Below are 16,486 nucleotides of genomic sequence, written 5' to 3'. Positions count from 1 at the left end.
GCGGACACCCCCGGCAGAGGTGAATTCCGGAAAGTGGTGCGTCAGGCGAGCAGTCGGTAAAGACCGATCAGCCCCACCACGACGATCACCGCCCGCAGCGCGACCGGCGACAGGCGCCGGCCGTAGTGGGAACCGAGATAGCCACCGATCAAAGAACCCACCGCGATCAGTGCGGCCACGGTCCAGTCGATCCGGTCGAACGCCACCAGGATGTACGCGCACGCGGCCACGACGTTCACGACCAGCGACAGCAGATTCTTCACCGCGTTCTGTCGCTGGATGTGGTCGTGCAGCAACGCTCCGAACAAACCCATGAGCAGAATGCCCTGCGCCGCCGTGAAATAGCCGCCGTAGATGCCGACGGCGAAAGTGCCGACGACGAGCAGTGTCATCCGCACCGGTCCGAGGTGGCCGTCGGCGTCGCCGCCGGTTCTGCGGGCCACCCACGCCTGGATCTTCGGCTGGAACACGACGAGGGTAAGGGCCAGGAGGAGCAGGATGGGTACGACCGTCTCGAAGACGGTCTCAGGCAGGTGGAGCAGGAGCCACGCTCCTACCAGTGCCCCGCAGAACGACGCCGGGATCTGCCACCGCAGCCGCTCCCATTGCCCGCGCAGCTCGCGCCGATACCCCCAGGTGCCTGACACACCTCCAGCGACCAGGCCGATCGCGTTGGACATCGTCGCGGTCACCGGGGGCACACCGAACGCGACGAGCGTCGGGAAGGTGATGAGAGTGCCGGATCCGACGAGGGAGTTGATCGCTCCGGCGCCCAGTCCGGCCAATGCGACGAGGAAGAGTTCGAGCGGGGTCACCGAGGCGAGTCTACGGCGTACCGAAACCGGCCTTGTCGTCGATGCCGGGGCACCGCGTCGACATCGACATCGGTCTCGACGAGGAACGGATTTCCGTCACAGTGAGAGAAAGCCTTTCCGCGGCGTGCCGCACTCCGTAGCTTGAGGCGCGACCATCCAGAGCGACCGAGAGACCTGGCTCTACGACGTCGCAGCAACCCCCCGTACGCGGGTGCGGGTGCTACCGCCGGGATCGATGGAGGAACGAGCATGACCCGCTGGACCGAGCGCGCCTCGTGGTGCCGCCTGCACATCGACCTGTGCCGCGGTACTTCGCAGCGGTGTCACGGCGGTACTTCGCACCGGTGTCATCATAGCGGTACTTCGAAAGGCCCATTCCGATGGCTCCCGCCCACAGGACGTCGCCGTGAGCACGTCCACCCGGGCACGACAATCGAAGCGGTCGAGGCGTACCGGTCGGCGTTCCGTCCGTCGCCGACCCTGAGGAAGCCCTACGTGGTGGTCTCGGCCGACGCGGTGGTCGCCGACGACGACGCCACCGCACGCGAGTTGGCGTCGACCTACGGGCATTGGACGCACAGCATCCGCTCGGGTCACGGCGCGATCCCGTACCCGGACCCAGAGACCACCCCGCCGCTGACCGACGAGGAGCGAGCCCTCGTCGACGACCGCATCGTCACCCAGTTCGTGGGGGCGCCGAGCTCGGTGGCGGAGCGTCTCGACACCCTCCGCCGAGTGACGGACGCCGACGAACTCGTCGTCACCTCGGTCACCCACGGCCACGAGGACCGCCTGCGTTCCTATCAACTCCTGGCCCGCGAATGGGGATTGGCGCGGGTCCGCGCCGCGTGATCGTTCGTCGAGACCGGTGTTGTTGTCGATAACTCGCGAGAAATCGACAACAACACCGGTCTCGATTCGGCGCGTCTGGGGATAACGTCGAAAGTCCTCCACAGACGGCGGATTCGGGGTACCGGGAACGCAGGAGACCGGGCACGCTCGCGCTCATGGTCGACTTCCACGAACCGTTCGCCGGCACCGATGCACTGGCGGCCGGATCGGTGACGCGGTATCAACTTCGGCACCACTTCGTGAAGCTTCATCGCAATGTGTACGTCGCTCCGGGAGTCGAAGCGACCGCGCTGCTACGCGCGAAGGCCGCCTGGTTGTGGACCGGAGGCGCCGGGGTACTGGCCGGACCATCCGCAGCCGCCGTGCACGGGACCCGTTGGCTCGACGCGTCGTTGCCGGCGGAGATGGTGCGACCCGGAAAACTGCACTCGACGCCGGGCATCATCGTTCGCAGCGTCGACGACATCGAATCCTGCGTCGTCGACGGAATGACGGTGACGATACCGGCCCGAACGGCCTTCGACCTCGCGCGCGGTGCGGACCTCGATCGGTGCGTCGAAATGGTGGACGCGCTCTGCAATGCGACCGGAACGAAGGTCCACGAGATCGAAGCGGTGGCCGCTCGGAACAAGGGTGCTCGGCACCTCGCGTCCGTACGGAAGGTTCTCGAACTCGTCGACGGAGGTGCCGCGTCACCACCGGAGACGCACACGCGGCTGCTGATCGTCCGATCCGGTCTGCCCGTGCCGGAGACGCAGATCGAGATCTACGACGGTGGGCGGTTCGTGGCACGTGCGGACATGGGCTGGAAGCAGTGGAGGGTCCTCGTCGAGTACGACGGTGCGCAGCACTGGACCGATCGAGTACAGCGGACCATCGACATCGACCGCTATACGTTGCTGTCGGAGCTCGGTTGGACCGTGGTGCGTGTCGGCGCCGACCTGCTGTATCGGCGACCTCGAGTCCTCGTCGAAAGGGTGCGACGCGCGTTGCACCGCGCCGGTGCCCTCGGGTGACCTGTCGAGACCGGTGTTGTGTGCGATTTTTCGGTGAATTTCGAACACAACGTCGGTCTCGACCGACGACGAGCGTCCGGTGGGCATACTCGGGGACATCGGAACGCGAACGGTCGGAGGAATCTGTGGCTCAGGGTTTGAAGTTGGGATACAAGGCGTCGGCGGAGCAGTTCGGGCCGCGCGAGCTGGTGGAGTTGGGTGTGTTGGCCGAGGCGCACGGGATGGATTCGGCGACGGTGTCGGATCATTTCCAGCCGTGGCGGCACAACGGTGGGCATGCGCCGTTCTCGTTGGCGTGGATGACCGCTGTGGGGGAGCGCACCGAAAGGTTGCAGCTGGGCACGAGTGTGCTCACGCCGACGTTCCGGTACAACCCGGCGGTGATCGCGCAGGCCTTCGCGACGATGGGGTGTCTGTATCCGGGACGGATCTTCCTCGGGGTCGGCACCGGCGAAGCACTCAACGAGATCGCCACCGGCTACGCCGGCCAGTGGCCGGAGTTCAAGGAACGCTTCGCCCGGCTGCGCGAATCGGTGCGGTTGATGCGTGAGCTGTGGCGCGGAGACCGGGTCGATTTCGAGGGCGAGTACTACACCACCAAGGGGGCGTCGATCTACGACGTGCCCGAAGGCGGCATCCCGGTCTACGTCGCCGCCGGTGGCCCGGTCGTGGCCCGCTATGCCGGACGCGCGGGGACGGGTTCATCTGCACCTCCGGCAAGGGCATGGAGCTCTACACCGACAAGCTGTTGCCGGCCGTCGCCGAGGGGGCGGAGAAGGCGGAGCGGGATGTGGCGCAGATCGACAGAATGATCGAGATCAAGATCTCGTACGACACCGATCCGGACAAGGCGTTGGAGAACACCCGGTTCTGGGCGCCGTTGTCGCTCACGCCGGAGCAGAAGCATTCCATCGATGATCCGATGGAGATGGAGGCGGCGGCGGATGCGTTGCCGATCGAGCAGGTCGCCAAGCGGTGGATCGTGGCGTCGGATCCGGACGAGGCGGTCGAGCAGGTCAGGGCGTATGTCGACGCGGGGTTGAATCATCTGGTGTTCCATGCGCCGGGTCATGATCAGAAGCGGTTCCTGGAGTTGTTCGAGCGCGACCTCGCCCCGCGCCTGCGCGCACTCACCTGACGTCCGACCCGCAAGGTGCCGCTTCTCCGCTGAGTAGGAGCGGCACCGAGCAGCCCGACACCCCGCGCGTGCTGCAGACCCAGTCCTGACATCCCGCGACTCCCATGCCCGGCCGGACACCTCCGGCCGGGCGTGTGCGCGGGTACGCGGGTACGCGGGACGGAGCAAAGTTTGCAGTTAGGGTGGAATCCATGAGTGCTGCTGCAGGGTCCGTCTCGAGCATCTACATCGCAGCTCCGGAAGGGGACACCGGGAAGTCGACGGTCGCCCTGGGCGTGCTGCAGACGCTGTGCGCGTCCACCGCCCGCGTCGGTGTCTTCCGTCCCATCGCGCGCTCCGACAGCGACATCGACTACATCCTCGAACTGTTGCTCGAACACACCACCGTCGACCTCGCCTACGAGGACTGCATCGGCGTCACCTACGACGACGTCCACGACGACCCGGACGCCGCGCTCAGCGACATCGTCGGCAAGTACCACGCGGTGGCGGACCGCTGCGACGCCGTCGTCATCGTCGGCAGCGACTACACCGAGATCGCCAACCCCAGCGAACTGTCGTACAACGCCCGCATCGCGGCGAACCTCGACGCCCCGGTACTGCTCGTCCTGCGCGGTTCCCGCCGCACGCCCTCGGAGATCGCCCAGCTCGCCGGTGTGTGTGCGAACGAGCTCGCGGGACAGCACGCGCATCTCGGCGCGGTGGTGGTGAACCGCTGCGACCCCCATGCACTCGACGAGATCGCCCGGGCTCTCGGCGACCGCACCGAACCGGTGTGGACGCTCCCGGAGGTGCCCGCACTGGTCGCGCCGACGATGGCCGAGCTGCAGACCGCGATCGGAGGCGAGCTCTACAGCGGTGACCCCGACCTGCTGCAGCGGGAAGCGCTGCGGATCATGGTCGGTGGCATGACCGCCGAACGGATTCTCGAGCGGCTCACCGACGGCGTCGTCGTCATCGCTCCCGCCGACCGCTCCGACGTCATCCTCGCGCTGGTCAACGCCAATGCCGCCGAAGGATTCCCGACGCTCGCCGGCATCATCATGAACGGGGGCCTGCTGCCGCACCCGATGATCGCGCAGCTCGTCACGGCCTTGAAGCCGTCGCTGCCGATACTCACCACCGAACTCGGCACCTTCGACACCGCCTCGGCTGCCGACCGCACCCGCGGCCGCATGGCCCTCGGCGCACAGCGCAAGATCGACACGGCACTCGCGCTCATGGAACGACACGTCGATTCCCGTTCTCTGCTCGACCGGTTGCGACTGCCGCGACCGTCCGTGACCACCCCGCAGATGTTCGAATACCAGCTCATCGACCGCGCGCGGGCCCAGCAGCGGCACATCGTGTTACCCGAGGGCGAGGACGACCGCATCCTTCGAGCCGCCGGACGCGTGCTCCAGCGTGGCATCGCGAAGCTGACGATCCTCGGCGACGAGGCAGCCGTCCGCCAGCGGGCGTCGGAACTCGGGGTGGACCTGTCGCAGGCGCAGATCCTCGACCCGCGCACTTCCGAGCACGCCGACCGGTTCGCGGAGGAGTACGCGCGGCTGCGTGCCCACAAAGGCATGACCGTCGAACGTGCACGCGAGATCATGCGCGACATCTCATATTTCGGCACGATGATGGTGCACCTGGGACTGGCCGACGGCATGGTTTCGGGCGCGGCCCACACCACCGCCCACACGATCCGCCCCGCCCTCGAGATCATCAAGACCGAACCGGGCGTCTCCACGGTGTCGAGCATCTTCCTGATGTGCCTCGCCGACCGTGTCCTCGCGTACGGCGACTGCGCCGTCGTCCCCGACCCGACCGCCGACCAGCTCGCCGACATCGCGATTTCGTCCGCCGCGACCGCCGCCCGGTTCGGCATCGACCCGAGGGTCGCGATGCTGTCGTACTCCACCGGCGAATCCGGTTCGGGTGCCGACGTCGACAAGGTCCGCTCGGCCACGACGTTGGTCCGGGAGCGGCGACCCGACCTGCTGGTGGAAGGTCCGATCCAGTACGACGCGGCGATCGAACCGACGGTCGCGAGCGCGAAGCTGCCCGACTCCGACGTCGCCGGACGCGCCACGGTGTTCATCTTCCCGGACCTGAACACCGGCAACAACACCTACAAGGCCGTGCAGCGCAGCGCCGGTGCCGTCGCCGTCGGCCCCGTCCTGCAAGGCCTGAACAAGCCGGTCAACGACCTCTCGCGGGGCGCCCTGATCCAGGACATCGTCAACACCATCGCCATCACCGCGATCCAGGCGCAGGAGGAAGACGCGTGAGCAGCCCGAACCCGGTCACCGCAGGCACCGTCCTGGTCCTCAACTCCGGATCGTCGTCGATCAAGTTCCAGCTGATCGAACCGGAGAGCGGAAAGTCGCTGGCGCACGGACTGATCGAGCGGATCGGGGAACCGGAGGGCCGGATCGTCTTCCACCACACGGCGGGGGCGGACGAACGCAACGACGCCATCGCCGACCACCGGACCGGACTGCGTGCGGTACTGGAGATGCTCGAAGGGCTGGGCCGTCCGCTGCACGAGGTGGGCATCGTCGCCGTCGGACACCGACTCGTGCACGGCGGCAAGGTCTTCTACGAACCGACCCTGATCGACGACGACGTGGTCCGCGCCGTCGACGAATTGTCGATCCTTGCGCCCCTCCACAATCCGGCGAACGTCGTGGGAATGGAGGTCGCGCGGGAGGAACTGCCCGACATCCCCCATGTGGGTGTCTTCGACACCGCCTTCTTCCACGGTCTTCCGCCGCACGCGGCGACCTATGCGATCGACCGCGACATCGCCCACAAGCACGACATCCGGCGGTACGGATTCCACGGTACTTCACACGAATACGTGTCGGGGCGTGCCGCGGAGTTCCTCGGACGCGACATCGCGGACCTGAATCTGGTTGTGCTCCATCTGGGTAACGGTGCGTCGGCGTCGGCGGTCGCAGGTGGGAGCCCGGTCGACACCTCGATGGGACTGACCCCGCTCGAGGGTCTCGTCATGGGCACGCGCAGCGGCGACATCGATCCGGGTGTCGTCATGCACCTCAACCGAGCGGCCGGGTTGAAGGTCGACGCCATCGACGACCTGCTCAACCGGCATTCAGGCCTGAAGGGGCTGTCGGGTGTCAACGACTTCCGGGCTCTGCTGAAGCTCGTCGGCGAGGGCGACGAGGACGCGCGACTCGCGTACGAAGTCTACGTGCATCGCATCCGGAAGTACGTGGGCGCCTACACCTTCGAGCTCGGCGGCGTCGACGCGATCGTGTTCACCGGTGGGGTGGGGGAGAACAACGTCGACGTCCGGCGCGACAGCCTCTCCGGCCTCGACCGGCTCGGCATCGTCGTCGACGATGCGCGCAACACTGCCGACGACGACGGGGAACGCCGGATCTCGGCCGACTCGTCGCAGGTGGAGGTTCTCGTGATCCCCACGAACGAGGAACTCGCCATCGCCCGCGCGGCCGTGCAGTTCGCCCGGCGCTGACTTCTGATCAGGTCAAACTGCGCGGCCGGATCGCGTTCGCGAGGTCGACGAGGGTGTAGCGGTGTGTGCGGGAAGGGGCGTTGCGCGCCAATTGCCGCAGCGCCGCCTCGGTGCCCAGGCGGAGTCCCTTCTCGGTGAACGGTACGTCGAGGATGCGGTCGTACTCGCGACTCGATGCCCGTCCACTGCGCACCCATTCGAGCGCTGTCCCGAGGACCAGTGCGCGCATCTGCAGGGCGCGACCCTCGTCGGGAGGCAGCGACGCGATCCGGTGCGCGGCCTCGCGCAGATCCGCCTCGGAGATCTCCTCGACGCGACCGCCTCGTAACAGGATCAGCGCGGCGGTCATGGTCGCGGCACTGTGGTGCCGGGAGGTCGTGGGGACCTCGTCGAGCACGTCCACGGCGGCGCGGATCTCGTCGCGGGCGGTGAGCTGGCGTGCCAACCCGAAGGCCGCGCTGACGACGGCGTGATCGGTGCGCCACACGACCCGGTAGGACTGCTCGCAGAAGCGTCGCCACGCGTCGGGGTCGTCGCTCTCCCAATGCTGCAGCGTCAGTTCGGCGGTGGCCCCGAGTGCGATCTTCGGGGCGATCTCACCCGGAAGCGCGTGCAGCACCTTGTCGAACCGGGTGAACGCTGCCTCGTAGTCGTCCTGCAGCAGTTCGGCGATGCCGGCGTACCAGTCCATGCGCCAGTCGTCGCCGAACTCGCGCTCGAGGCGGGGGAGGATCTCCACCGCGCTGTCGACCTGCCCGAGATCGAGATGGGCGCGGACCTCGGCGAGGGTGATCTCCTTGGAGAACGACACGTCGGATGCTCCGACGACCCGCCCGACCCCGTTCTCGCGCGCGTGCCGGAGCGAGTCGAGGGTCTGCTGCGGTTCGCTGTGCACCGCGGCGGCGAGGAGCGCGGCACTCGGATCGTTGGGGTCGAGCAGGGGGACGGGCAGTGCCGCCGCGACATCCTGGCCCCGCAGTTTGGGGTCGCGCTCGATCCCGTCGGCGTACACGTCGGTGGGGACGAGTGCCTCGTCGGTGCCGAAGGTCGTGCGGGGCGGGCTGAACAGCCGGGACAGTCCGGGGTGTTCGGTGCCGAGTTTCTTCGACAGGATCTCGCGCAGCACACCGGTGAGCTGTCCGTGCAATTCGTCGGCGGACGAGAAGCGCTGCTGCGGATCGGGGTTCGTGGCCCGCAGGAGCAGGCGGTGGAAGGAGTCGAACTCGTCGAGCAGGGGAGCCTGCTCGGGGGTGGGCAGACCGTCGCGGTAACGGCCTTTGTCCGAGGGCATGTCGAGGGTGAGCACCGCGAGTGTGCGTCCGACCGTGTAGATGTCGCTCGCGACCGTCGGCCCGGTCCGGACGATCTCGGGTGCTTGATATCCCGGCGTCCCGTACAGATAGCCGTATCCCTCGATCGCGGAGACGGCGCCGAGGTCGATGAGTTCGATCTGCTCGTCGGTGACCATGATGTTCTCGGGCTTGAGGTCGTTGTAGACCAGTCCGATGTCGTGCAGATACTGCAGTGCCGGTAGCACTTCGAGCATGTATGCGATGGCCTGCTCGACGGGGATGCGGTTCGGTGGGGGATAGTTGTCGAGCACGGTACGCAGGGTGTGACCACCCAGGTACTCCATGACGATGTATCCCATCGGGGTGCCGTCCGGTGAGGGGTGCTCGACGAAGTTGTAGATCTGCACGATGCTCGGATGGCTGACCTCGGCCAGGAACTGGCGTTCGGCCACCGCGACCGCCTGGGCCTCGGCGTCGCCACTCTGCAGCAGGCCCTTCAGCACTACCCAGCGGTCGCTCACGTTGCGGTCGATCGCGAGGTAGATCCATCCCAGTCCGCCGTGGGCGAGACAACCCTGCACCTCGTACTGCCCGGCGACGAGGTCCCCGCGGTGCAGGGCCGGAGTGAACTGGAAATGTGTTCCGCACTGGGGGCAATCACCTTCTGTGGGACCCGGCCCCGACGGGGTGCTGCGTCCCACCGGTTGTCCGCACTTCGCGCAGAACCTCTTGCCTTCGGAGACGTGAGGATCGCGGAGGACGGCGTCGACCGGATCCTTCGTGGTGGGGACCGGCACGTCGACGAGGCCGGCGATGCGGCGACGCTGGGTTCCGCGCGGCCGGATGCGGCGGTTCGACGAACGTTGGGAGGACGAACGCTGGGAGGACGAGCCGGACCAGATCGACGAGCGCTGGGTGGAGTCGGGCCGCGTGGCGGGGACGGGGCCGGGGCCGCGTTCGGTGGCGGGGCCGGAATCGGCCGACGGGGTATCGGCCGGTTCGGGTTCGTCGGACATGGCCGTCACTTCCGGTAGTTCGGTGTCGGGGGTGACGGAGTGGGACCGAGCACCCGCAGGTACTTCTCGTACAGCGCCGTCCACGTCCCGTCGGAGCGGATCCGTTCGAGGGTGGCGTTGACGAAGCGTACGAGCTCGTCGCTGCCCAGCCGGATTCCGATTCCGTACGGCTCCGATCCCAGGGAGGGGCCGACGAGTTCGAGATAGGGGTCCTGTGAGGCGAGTCCGGCGAGGATCGTGTCGTCGGTGCTCACGGCGTCGACCTGCTGTTGCTGGAGGACGACGAGGCAGTCGGCCCACGACGGCACGGTGAGGATCGACGCCGACGGCTGCACTTCTCGCATCCGGAGCAGCGAGGTGGTGCCCTCGACGATGCACACGCGCCGGCCGGCGAGATCGGCGGCGGAGCGGATGCCGGATCCCCGGACGACGAGCACGCGCTGCTGGGCTCGGAAGTACTCGGTGGAGAAGTCGACCTTCTCGCGTCGGGCGCACGTGATGCTCATGGTCTTCGCGACGATGTCGACGGTGGAGTCCTGCAGCGCCTTCTCGCGCTCGGCCGACGACAGGATGCGGTAGTCGACGAGGTCGGGATCGCCCAGGAGGTCGCGGGCGAGCTCACGTGCGATGTCGACGTCGAAACCGGTGATGCGCCCGGTCGCGGTGTCGCGGTAGCTCATGAGGTTGCTGCCGGTGTCGAGGCCGACGATCAGCCGGCCGCGCGTGCGGATCCGATCGATCGCAGGTCCGGTGGCGTTCGGATCCGGGGGAAGCGAGGCGGTGGGATCGCCGCAGTCGGGGGCGGGCGGTGTGGCCACCGACGACTCGAGCATCCGCGCGTTCTCGGGAAGCGGGAGAGAGGTCGTCGTCCCTTGGAGGCGGGGGGCGCGCGGTGGGGGGTCGGTCGCGCCCCCGCCGGCGAGTGCGGCGACGACGCACAGGCCCGCGACGAGAACGCGCTCTCTCACTGGTACTCCTTCAACCGGGGCCGGAGACCGACCCACACGCCGACCAGCGCCACCGTCAGCAGCACCACCGACATCGGTGCGAGGCCGGCGAGGGTGCGGGAGGCGCGGAACTCGTTGTCGCGCAGTTCGGTGCGGGTGTCGTCGATTCCTTCCGTCAGGGCCGCATCGAGAGCGACGAACCGGGCGGTGGACTCGCCGGGACCTGCACCGACCGCGAGGACCGAGGCCGCTGCGTAGTCGCCGCGGACGAGGGCGTCGACCATGCGTGCATGCGAGTTGATCCATGCGTCGTGCGCCGACCGGGCGGTCTCCACTGCCTCGGCGCCCGCCTCGAGGGCGGAATCGCGACCGTACTCGTCGAGGATGTCGCCGAGCCGCGCCATGTTGGTCTCGAAGGTGTCGTCGTACGCGCCGGTCGTGTCGCGCCGGGCGATCAGCAGGGTCTCGGCGGTACGCGACTGCTGGGCGAGGATCCGGCCCTCGGTGAGATCGGCGAGCGGTGCCGCACCGCGCTCGATGGCGCGTTCGGTGGCACTCGACGAGGCCAGGCCCGCGACGAGCAACCAGCACAGCAGCGCGCCGGTCGCGCCGATCGCGACGAGGATTCCGGGATTGAGGGTGCGACGACTGCGGCGGCTCACGACGGCGTGCGCCACGCACAGGGCAGCGACCGTGACGAGGAGCAATCCGATCGCGAGCCAGGGCGGTCGCACCGCGTCGCGCTGGGTGTCCTCGACCGCGGCGACGCCGCGCGTGTGCAGTTCCTGCGCGGTGGGGAGCAGTTCGGTCTGCATCAAGTGCGAGGCCTCGCCGAGATATGCGGCGCCGACCGGATGCCCGGGGCGGTTGTTGGTGCGAGCCGTCTCGATGAGACCCGTGTAGACGGGCAGCAGCCGCCCGATCTCCGTCAGGTTGTGCGCGGTCTCGCGGTCGGCATCGGTCAGGCCGGTCGCCGCGATGACGAGATATTCCGCGGCCTCGTTGGTCGCCCGGATGTAGCGACTGCGCACCGCCTCCGGTTCGAGTCCGCCCGAGATGAAGCCCGTCACGGCGGCGGCGTCGGCCACCGACAGCGCGCTGTAGAGATTCTGGGCCGCGCTGGCGAGCGGCTCGATGGACGCGAGGAGACGATCGTGGGTGGCCTGCCTGCCGGACACCATCGTTGCGGAGGCCGCTGCCGAGGCGACGAGCAGCACGGTGAGCACCACCCCGAGGACCACCAACCGGACCGGCGTGGACCGGAGCAGGGCACGAGCGTCGTCGAACCGGACGTCCGGAGTGTCCGTATCGGCGTCGTCGCGGATGTGGCTCTCGACAGGAGCGAAGGGAGGGGTGATCCGTACGTCCACCGGGCACTCCCTTCCTCGTGTCGAGCGGTCTGAGGGGAGCATATAAGCAGCCCGGCGGTATTGTTGCCGTCCACGGACGGAGGGGATCCGGTACCGGGCGCAGGTCCGGGCGAGGGCGGGTCGGAGAGGCGGACGCAATGCGTGGAGACGGTGACGGCTGGGCGGTCGGACCGGACGGCGAGAAGCGCTGGGGACGGCACGGCGCCGCAGGTCTGCTGCTGCGCGCTCCGCTCGCGGACGGTCGCCCCGCGGTTCTCCTGCAGCATCGGGCGGCATGGTCGCACCAGGGCGGGACGTGGGCACTTCCCGGTGGAGCGCGCGACTCGCACGAGAGCACCGTCGACGCCGCCGTGCGGGAGGCCCACGAGGAGGCCGGCATCGATCTCGCGGCCGTGACGGTACGCGCCGAACGCGTCACGTCCGGTCTCGCGGGCGGATGGACCTACACCACCGTCGTCGCCGACGCCACCGAAACTCTCGTGACCAGTCTCAACCAGGAGAGCACCGAACTGCGCTGGGTGCCCGAACCGGAGGTCGAGGCGATGCCGCTGCACAGCGGCTTCGCCGAGGCGTGGCCGTCGCTGCGCACCTCACCGGTACGCATGCTGCTCGACACCGCGAACGTGCTCGGAGCGAGCGGCCCCACCGGATGGTGGCGCGACCGCCCCGGCGCGACGAGCGCCCTGCTCGCCGACCTCGCCGCGGTCCTGCCCCGCACCGTCGAAATTCCCGACGGGACGTTCGGCTGGGTCCCCCGCGTCGAAGCGGTCCTCGAAGGGCATGCCCGCGACGCGACGATCGACGACGTCCGGATCCCGGTGCACAGCGCGGACGGCAGCGGCGACGACGAGCTGGCACGGCTCGCCACCGCCACGGCCGTGGTCGACCCCGGTGTGACGGTCGTGGTCACCGCGGATCGCGGTCTGCGCGCACGGTTGCCCGAGGGCACGATCGCGATGTCGCCCTCGGCCGTGCTGGGCTGGCTGTAACGCCTCAGGTCGGGAGTGCGGCCTTCAGCGCCGCCGCGGCTGCCCGCGGATCGGATGCCTTCGTGATCGCCCGGACCACCGCGACCCGCGTTGCACCGGCGTCGAGCACCTCGGGGAGTCGCTCGAGATCGATGCCGCCGATCGCGAACCACGGCCGTGCCGGCTGCGACTGCGTGACCTCGCGCGTCACCTCCAGCCCCGCTGCGGTCCGTCCCGGCTTGGTCGGTGTGTCCCACACCGGCCCGGATGCGAAGTAGTCGACGCCCTCCTCGATGTCGGCGAGCGCAGCCTGCGCGCGGCTCGACGTCGAGCGGCCGATGACGATCTCGTCGCCGAGGATCTGCCGCGCGTGCCGCACCGGCAGGTCGCCCTGACCGAGATGCAGGATGTCGGCGCCCGACGCGAGCGCGATGTCGGCGCGGTCGTTCACGGCCAGGAGCGCACCGTGGCGTGCACACGCCTCGCCGATGATCTCGAGGGCGGCGAGTTCCTCGCGTGCCTCGAGGCGTCCGAACTTCTTCTCGCCGGCCGAGTCCTTGTCGCGCAACTGGACGATGTCGACCCCACCGGCGAGGGCCTCCTCGACGAACCGTGCGAGGTCGCCGGTGTCCCGGCGAGCGTCGGTGCACAGATACAACCGGGCGGTCGCGAGGCGGCCGCGCGGGTCGGGATGGTTGCCGCGATAGGTGGTCACGACCAAGACGGTAGCCTCTAAGCAGAAAGTGACGACACGGGAGTCCCGAGGTTCGCGGGGCTGAGAGGGGGCCTGCCGGCCCCGACCGTTATGACCTGACCCGGATCATGCCGGCGCAGGGAGTGAGGTGGACCAATGGCAACTGTGGCCGTCGTGGGTGGCGGAGTGATCGGGCTGTCGATCGCATGGCGCGCGGCCCGCTCGGGGCACAGCGTGACCGTGCACGACCCGAATCCCGGCAGTGGCGCCTCGTGGGTGGCCGGCGGGATGCTGGCCCCGCTGTCCGAGGGCTGGCCCGGTGAGGACCACGTGCTGTCCCTGGGTGCGGCCTCGCTCGACCGCTGGCCCGGATTCGCGGATGCACTGCGCGCGGAGACCGGCGTCGACGTGTTCACCGCCGAGGAGTCGCTGACCGTCGCGCTCGACGCGGCGGACGCGGCCGACTTGCGGACCGTCGCCGAATGGGTCGGGGAGCGAGGGCACGAGATGCGTCTGCTCTCCCGCGCCGAGATCCGGGAGTTCGAACCGTCGCTCGGCCCGAAGGTGCGTCTCGGACTGCTCGCGCCCACCGAGTCGTCGGTCGACAACCGTACGCTCGTCGACGCCCTGCGCGTCGCGGCCACCGCGGCCGGGGTGCGTTTCTCCGACGCCGCCGTCCACGATCTCGCCGACCTTCCCGACGATCAGGTGGTGCTCGCCGCCGGCTCGGCGTCGGCGCGACTGTGGCCGGGCCTTCCGGTCCGTCCGGTCAAGGGCGAGATCCTGCGTCTGCGGGTGCGGCCGGGCGCGACTCCGCCGCCGCAGCGCACCGTGCGCGCGAGTGTCCACGGACGCCCCGCCTATCTGGTGCCCCGCCACGACGGCCTCGTCGTGGGCGCCACACAGTACGAGGCGTCCGACACACAGGTCACGGTGGCCGGGGTGCGCGATCTGATCGCCGACGCCGAGAAGATCTTTCCTGCGCTCGGCGAGTACGAACTGTTCGAGGCGAGCGCGGGCCTGCGCCCGATGACCCCCGACAACCTGCCGCTGATCGGCCGGCTCTCCGATCGTGTCGTCGCCGCGACCGGCCACGGCCGCAACGGTGTGCTGCTCACGCCGCTCACCGTCGACGCGGTGCTCGCCGAACTCGGTGGGCGGTCGCTGGCCGACGCGCAGTACGCCTGTCCTGGACGAATTACGGAAGCGAGTGTGGGATGACGAACGTGTCCGTGGGCATCACCGTCAACGGTGAGGACAAGTACTACGACGCGGCCCCGACCGTGTCACAACTGCTGAACGAGCTCGGTCTGCCCGAGAAGGGCATCGCGGTCGCCGTCGACGGTGTCGTGTGCCCGCGCGGCCGTTGGTCGGAGCCGGTCACACGCGGAGCGAGCATCGAGATCCTCACGGCGGTCCAGGGTGGCTGACACACACGATCGCGGCGCCGACCTGCCGCAGCTGACCATCGCCGGCCGCACCTTCGGGTCGCGGCTGATCACCGGCACCGGTGGCGCGGCGAACCTGGCCGTGCTCGAGGAGGCACTCGTCGCGTCGGGCACCGAACTGACCACCGTCGCGATGCGCCGCGTCGACGCGGCCTCCGGAACCGGTGTCCTCGACCTGCTGCGCCGCCTCGGCATCGAACCGCTGCCGAACACTGCCGGGTGCCGCGGCGCGAAGGAAGCCGTGCTGACCGCGCAGCTCGGGCGGGAAGCGCTGGAGACCGACTGGGTGAAACTCGAGGTCATCGCCGACGAACGGACGCTGCTGCCCGACGCCATCGAACTCGTCTCCGCGGCCGAACAACTCGTCGACGACGGCTTCGTCGTCCTGCCGTACACGACCGACGATCCCGTCCTCGCGCGGCGCCTCGAGGACGTCGGTTGTGCCGCGGTGATGCCGCTCGGCTCGCCGATCGGGACCGGCCTCGGTATCTCGAACCCGCACCACATCGAGATGATCGTCGAGGCTGCGGGTGTGCCGGTGATCCTCGACGCGGGAATCGGAACCGCCTCCGACGCGGCGCTCGCGATGGAACTCGGTTGCGACGCCGTGCTGCTCGCGACCGCCGTCACCCGCGCGAAGGATCCGGCGCTGATGGCGTCGGCGATGCGTCGCGCCGTCGAAGCGGGATTCCGTGCCCGGCACGCCGGCCGGATCCCGAAACGCTTCTGGGCCCAGGCGTCTTCGCCGATGGAGCCGTGACCGGTACGGGAAACCCCTGAGCACCTTGGTGTTCAGGGGTTTCCGATTGTCGCGCGACGGGTTACCGATCGGTCTGTACGATCCCCGGGCATGACAGTTGCACACAGAATTTTCGCTGCCGCCGCTGCCGGGCTCATGGGCACTGTCGTCGCCGTCGCGGCGCCGGGTGTCGCGGGCGCCCAGGAACCGTGTCAGATGGGCTGGTCGAACACCGGACCGAGGTCGTGCGCGACGACGGAGTTGTCCACGCCACCCGTGCTGACATTGGGCGACGGCATCTGCGCCGGCATCGTGCGCGCCGGTGGAACCGCCTTCGACGGCCCGCTCTACGAGTACTCCTCGGCGCCGGGTGCCACCCACGGGATCGAACTGCGGATCACGCAGGGCTACTCGCTTCTCGGCGAGTGGACGCCGAGCATCCTGAACTGCGACGTCACCGTCGCTTTCGACTGGCACAACCTCGACACCGGTGCCCGCGGTACGGAGACCCGCTTCGTGCCGGCCTTCCACACGAGCACCCGGCCGTTGGTCATGCACGTGTTCCCCGGGCCCGGCCGCGTCGCCCTGACGATGCGTACCGAGCGACCGAGCATCCCGGTCACCACCGAGGTCTTCGTCCCCTGACGTACCGCGTGCGGCTCCGGGGAGTGTGATCGGATGCGCTCGCCGGAGCCGCACGTAGG

At 68.9% G+C, this 16,486-nt stretch carries 13 protein-coding genes, 2 pseudogenes and 2 riboswitches; of the genes and pseudogenes, 10 read left to right on the top strand and 5 right to left on the bottom strand.

The features are described from left to right. Window positions 1-41 precede the first annotated feature (41 nt). Complete coding sequence (locus IM25_RS02010; protein ID WP_006552923.1) at window positions 42-815, bottom strand: sulfite exporter TauE/SafE family protein; 774 nt, start codon at window positions 813-815, stop codon at window positions 42-44. 149 nt (window positions 816-964) lie between these two features. Beyond that, a riboswitch (SAM riboswitch) is annotated at window positions 965-1,057 on the top strand. A 169-nt stretch (window positions 1,058-1,226) separates the two neighbouring features. On the opposite strand from IM25_RS02010, the pseudogene IM25_RS02005 reads away from it, so the two are divergent. The 5 genes and pseudogenes from IM25_RS02005 to IM25_RS01985 form a co-directional block, all read left to right on the top strand. Continuing rightward, a pseudogene (locus IM25_RS02005) lies at window positions 1,227-1,667 on the top strand (LLM class flavin-dependent oxidoreductase); the annotation flags it as partial. 155 nt (window positions 1,668-1,822) lie between these two features. Next, window positions 1,823-2,683, top strand: a complete 861-nt coding sequence (locus tag IM25_RS02000; protein WP_033096186.1) for a DUF559 domain-containing protein — start codon at window positions 1,823-1,825, stop codon at window positions 2,681-2,683. 125 nt (window positions 2,684-2,808) lie between these two features. After that, window positions 2,809-3,821 (top strand): annotated as a pseudogene (gene fgd, locus IM25_RS01995) (glucose-6-phosphate dehydrogenase (coenzyme-F420)). Between the two features lie 191 nt (window positions 3,822-4,012). Then, the gene (pta, locus tag IM25_RS01990) at window positions 4,013-6,097 is read left to right on the top strand and encodes a phosphate acetyltransferase (RefSeq protein ID WP_024101824.1); all 2,085 of its coding nucleotides are present in this window, start codon (window positions 4,013-4,015) and stop codon (window positions 6,095-6,097) included. Further along, a complete protein-coding gene (locus IM25_RS01985; RefSeq protein WP_033096184.1) occupies window positions 6,094-7,308 on the top strand; it encodes an acetate/propionate family kinase in 1,215 nt (404 codons plus the stop codon). Before pta ends, IM25_RS01985 begins: the two co-directional genes overlap by 4 nt. A 7-nt stretch (window positions 7,309-7,315) precedes the next feature. Here IM25_RS01985 and IM25_RS01980 read toward each other — a convergent pair whose 3' ends face one another. From IM25_RS01980 to IM25_RS01970, 3 genes are read right to left on the bottom strand one after another with little or no spacing between them, the layout of a single operon-like run. Further along, window positions 7,316-9,616 carry a serine/threonine-protein kinase gene (locus IM25_RS01980; protein ID WP_084295060.1) on the bottom strand — a complete coding sequence of 767 codons (2,301 nt, stop codon included), beginning with the start codon at window positions 9,614-9,616 and terminating at the stop codon, window positions 7,316-7,318. 5 nt (window positions 9,617-9,621) lie between these two features. Then, the gene (locus IM25_RS01975; protein ID WP_084294942.1) at window positions 9,622-10,584 is read right to left on the bottom strand and encodes a glutamate ABC transporter substrate-binding protein; all 963 of its coding nucleotides are present in this window, start codon (window positions 10,582-10,584) and stop codon (window positions 9,622-9,624) included. Then, on the bottom strand, window positions 10,581-11,933 hold the full coding sequence (locus IM25_RS01970) for a hypothetical protein (protein WP_033096183.1): 1,353 nt from the start codon (window positions 11,931-11,933) through the stop codon (window positions 10,581-10,583). Before IM25_RS01970 ends, IM25_RS01975 begins: the two co-directional genes overlap by 4 nt. A 137-nt stretch (window positions 11,934-12,070) precedes the next feature. Between IM25_RS01970 and IM25_RS01965 the strand changes: the two genes are divergently transcribed. Beyond that, window positions 12,071-12,922, top strand: a complete 852-nt coding sequence (locus IM25_RS01965; RefSeq protein WP_033096182.1) for an NUDIX hydrolase — start codon at window positions 12,071-12,073, stop codon at window positions 12,920-12,922. Window positions 12,923-12,926: 4 nt separating this feature from the next. Here IM25_RS01965 and thiE read toward each other — a convergent pair whose 3' ends face one another. Continuing rightward, on the bottom strand, window positions 12,927-13,616 hold the full coding sequence (gene thiE / locus IM25_RS01960) for a thiamine phosphate synthase (protein ID WP_033096181.1): 690 nt from the start codon (window positions 13,614-13,616) through the stop codon (window positions 12,927-12,929). A gap of 26 nt (window positions 13,617-13,642) precedes the next feature. Further along, window positions 13,643-13,755: riboswitch (TPP riboswitch) on the top strand. On the opposite strand from thiE, the gene thiO reads away from it, so the two are divergent. The 4 genes from thiO (at window position 13,752) to IM25_RS01940 (ending at window position 16,427) form a co-directional block, all read left to right on the top strand. Then, complete coding sequence (gene thiO, locus IM25_RS01955) at window positions 13,752-14,816, top strand: glycine oxidase ThiO (protein WP_024101819.1); 1,065 nt, start codon at window positions 13,752-13,754, stop codon at window positions 14,814-14,816. Its footprint overlaps the riboswitch before it by 4 nt. Continuing rightward, entirely contained in the window at window positions 14,813-15,025 is a 213-nt protein-coding gene (gene thiS / locus IM25_RS01950; protein ID WP_006553656.1) for a sulfur carrier protein ThiS, read from the top strand. The genes thiO and thiS overlap by 4 nt, the downstream gene beginning before the upstream one ends. Next, window positions 15,018-15,803, top strand: a complete 786-nt coding sequence (locus tag IM25_RS01945) for a thiazole synthase (protein WP_033096180.1) — start codon at window positions 15,018-15,020, stop codon at window positions 15,801-15,803. The genes thiS and IM25_RS01945 overlap by 8 nt, the downstream gene beginning before the upstream one ends. Window positions 15,804-15,893: 90 nt before the next feature. Continuing rightward, window positions 15,894-16,427 (top strand): hypothetical protein, encoded by a 534-nt coding sequence (locus IM25_RS01940; protein ID WP_232333373.1) that lies wholly within the window; start codon window positions 15,894-15,896, stop codon window positions 16,425-16,427. Window positions 16,428-16,486 lie beyond the last annotated feature (59 nt).

This window comes from Rhodococcus sp. p52 (assembly GCF_000763325.2).
GTDB classification, from domain to species: domain Bacteria; phylum Actinomycetota; class Actinomycetes; order Mycobacteriales; family Mycobacteriaceae; genus Rhodococcus; species Rhodococcus pyridinivorans.
This window is presented reverse-complemented; position numbering and strand designations above follow the sequence as displayed.